Here is a 2407-nt window from a genome sequence, read left to right on the forward strand (position 1 = left end):
CCCGCGACGGCCACGGCGGCGGTGGCGGGTGTGGTGCCGGTGCGGGGGGCGGTGGTCGCCGCCGTGGCCGTCGCGGGAGCCGTGGCAGCGGCCGGTGCCTTCCTCGGGCCGGACGACCTGCTTCGGAGCGTGCTCGCGGTCGTCCTCTCCCTGGCGGCCGCCGAGGTGCTGCTGCGTCATTGCACCCGCCGCTTCGGCGGGGTCACCGGGGATGTCTTCGGCGGTCTGGCGGAGACGGCGGCGACCACGGCGTTGGTCGTTCTGTCACTGGGCTGAAACGATCTCCTCGTCCCTCTCCTGCACGGGCCGCCCAGCCGCTACCTTCCTGCCCCGACACACAAGTGATCGGGGGATGTTCATGCCGAAGCTGCGCCGTGCCCTGGCCTGGCTCGTCGATTTCGCACTGGTGGTGGCGCTGGCCTCGGCGCTCGCCGTGCTCACCTTCCACCGGATCTCGGCGCTCGTCACGGACGTGCCCGAACTCGCCACCCGCAGCGGCCTGGACCTGCTGACCTCGCGCGGCGACGTGCTCGACGCCTCCCAGGACCTGGGGCTGGCCCTGTGGGACAAGTCCGTGCTGTACGTGGAGCAGGCCTTCGGGCTGCTGGTCCTGACGGTGTTCCTCTACCAGTGGGCGTGCCTGGCCCTGGCGGGGCGGACGATCGGCAAGGGCCTGGTCGGGCTGAAGGTCACGCCGCGGCTGCCGCGCCGGGCGGCGCTGCGGGCCGCCGTCACCACCGCCTCGGACGTTGCCGTGTACGCGGTGGCCTGTGTGCTGCTGGTCGAGGGGCAGGTCGTGCTGTCGGTGCTGGTGTGGGCGGTCGCTGTGGTGCTGTTCCTGCTGAACGCGCTGCCGGTCCTCTTCACCGGCCGGCGGTCCCTCGCCGACCGGGTGGCGGGCACGGCGGTCACCGGGATCGGGCTCAGCACGCCTGTCGCCATGCCCCTAGTTCGTACTTCTTGAGCAGTGAACTCAGGCGCAGGCGGCGGGACTCGGCGCAGAAGCGGCCTTTGGGCACCTCGTACTCGACGTGGAAGACGGCCTTGCCCGCCGCCACGAACGGCTTCAGGGCCCCGCACTCGTCGTACTGGGCGCACTGCTCGTTGACCGCGAAGTCGAAGTCGCCGACCAGCTCCGGGATCTGGGCGAGGTCGTTCTTCAGGCCGACGGCCAGGCCCCGGTCGTGGGCCAGGCGGGCGATGAGGCGGTTGTAGCGGAGCTGGTCGGCGGCGGTCAGCGGGAAGCCCGTGTCGTTGCGGTAGCCGTCCATGTTGTCGGGCTCCACCGCGTCGAAGCCCTTGTCGCGGCACATGTCCAGACGGGCCGCCATGAGCGGCTCCAGGACGTCGGTGCGGCGGATGTCGAGCCAGCGTTCGCCCTCCCAGCCGTTGCCCCGGCCGAGAACCGGCTTCGGGAACTTCTTCGCGTCCGGGCGGAACTCCTCCCAGGCGCCGGTGGACAGGTAGCAGATGACCTTGCGGTCCTCGCGGTGCAGCCGGGCGACGGTGGCCTCGGAGTGGTCGAAGCCGTCGATGTCGTAGACCGGCACGTCGACGGAGGTGTCCAGCCGGCCGCTGAGCTGCCACTGCCAGGCCGTGCCCGGGCGGGGCTGCCAGCGGGGGCCGGGCTTGTCGTCGGGGCCCTGGGTGCAGCCCGCGAGCAGCAGGACGAGCAGGGCGGCGAGCAGGGGGCATCTCACGGGGCGTTCTCCGGATGGTCCAGGGTGTGCGGCAGGGTGCCCCAAGGATGATCTCCGGTTCCGGGCACGGCGCAGTGCACCGCCGCGCCCCGCTCCCGCGCCAGGCGCTCGGCGTCGGCGCCGGTCGGCACGCCGTACACCAGGTGGCACAGCCGCACCCGGTGGTCGCCGGGCCGGGGCTGGGGAGGCAGGGCGCGGTAGGAGGCCCAGGTGCCCTCGAAGGTGACGAGGACGTCGGCGATACGGGCGTAGCAGGGGTGCGGTGCCGTGCCGTGGTTGAGGACGAGGGTGCCGCAGCCGACGCCCCAGGCGGCCACCGCCAGCCGCTGGTAGTGCTCGAACCGCTCGGGCCCGGACGGGACCTGGTCGAGGAAGGCGCCGTCGGTGCCGTACCAGTCGCGGTGCCGGGTGAGGTCGCGGACGACGTCCGTGGCGGCGCGGCGGCCGTAGTCGGTGTCGGCGTACCCGAGCACCCGGACGCCCGCCGCCTTCAACCGGGCGGCGACCTCGGCGAAGGCCTCGTCGGGGCGGTCGCCGGGGCCGCTGGCCGGGTTGAGGACGACCCCGTAGAGGCGGGGCGCGGCGGCGACGATCGCGTCCCATTCGGCGGGGCGGACGGACGGGTGCTCGTAGTACGGGACCAGGAGAGTGCTCATCGGTGGGCGGTTGCCCTTCCCAGCAGGGCGCACACCAGGACGGCCTGGACG

The 2407-nt window shown here is 73.1% G+C and carries 4 protein-coding genes; 2 read left to right on the plus strand and 2 right to left on the minus strand.

Annotated elements, in window-relative coordinates; all coding sequences use genetic code 11:
* Both CCL05_RS38150 and CCL05_RS38155 read left to right on the plus strand, forming a co-directional pair.
* A partial coding sequence (locus tag CCL05_RS38150; protein ID WP_341868295.1) for an adenosylcobinamide-GDP ribazoletransferase occupies window positions 1-276 on the plus strand: 276 nt, incomplete at its 5' end.
* Between the two features lie 82 nt (window positions 277-358).
* On the plus strand, window positions 359-964 hold the full coding sequence (locus tag CCL05_RS38155; protein ID WP_086565210.1) for an RDD family protein: 606 nt from the start codon (window positions 359-361) through the stop codon (window positions 962-964).
* Here CCL05_RS38155 and CCL05_RS38160 read toward each other — a convergent pair.
* Window positions 924-1700, minus strand: a complete 777-nt coding sequence (locus tag CCL05_RS38160) for an endo alpha-1,4 polygalactosaminidase (protein ID WP_086565208.1) — start codon at window positions 1698-1700, stop codon at window positions 924-926. The genes CCL05_RS38155 and CCL05_RS38160 overlap by 41 nt on opposite strands.
* Window positions 1697-2356 (minus strand): spherulation-specific family 4 protein, encoded by a 660-nt coding sequence (locus CCL05_RS38165; protein WP_086565209.1) that lies wholly within the window; start codon window positions 2354-2356, stop codon window positions 1697-1699. The genes CCL05_RS38160 and CCL05_RS38165 overlap by 4 nt, the downstream gene beginning before the upstream one ends.
* Between the last annotated feature and the right edge of the window lie 51 nt (window positions 2357-2407).

The sequence above is a fragment of the Streptomyces africanus genome (assembly GCF_002150735.1).
Lineage (GTDB): Bacteria > Actinomycetota > Actinomycetes > Streptomycetales > Streptomycetaceae > Streptomyces > Streptomyces africanus.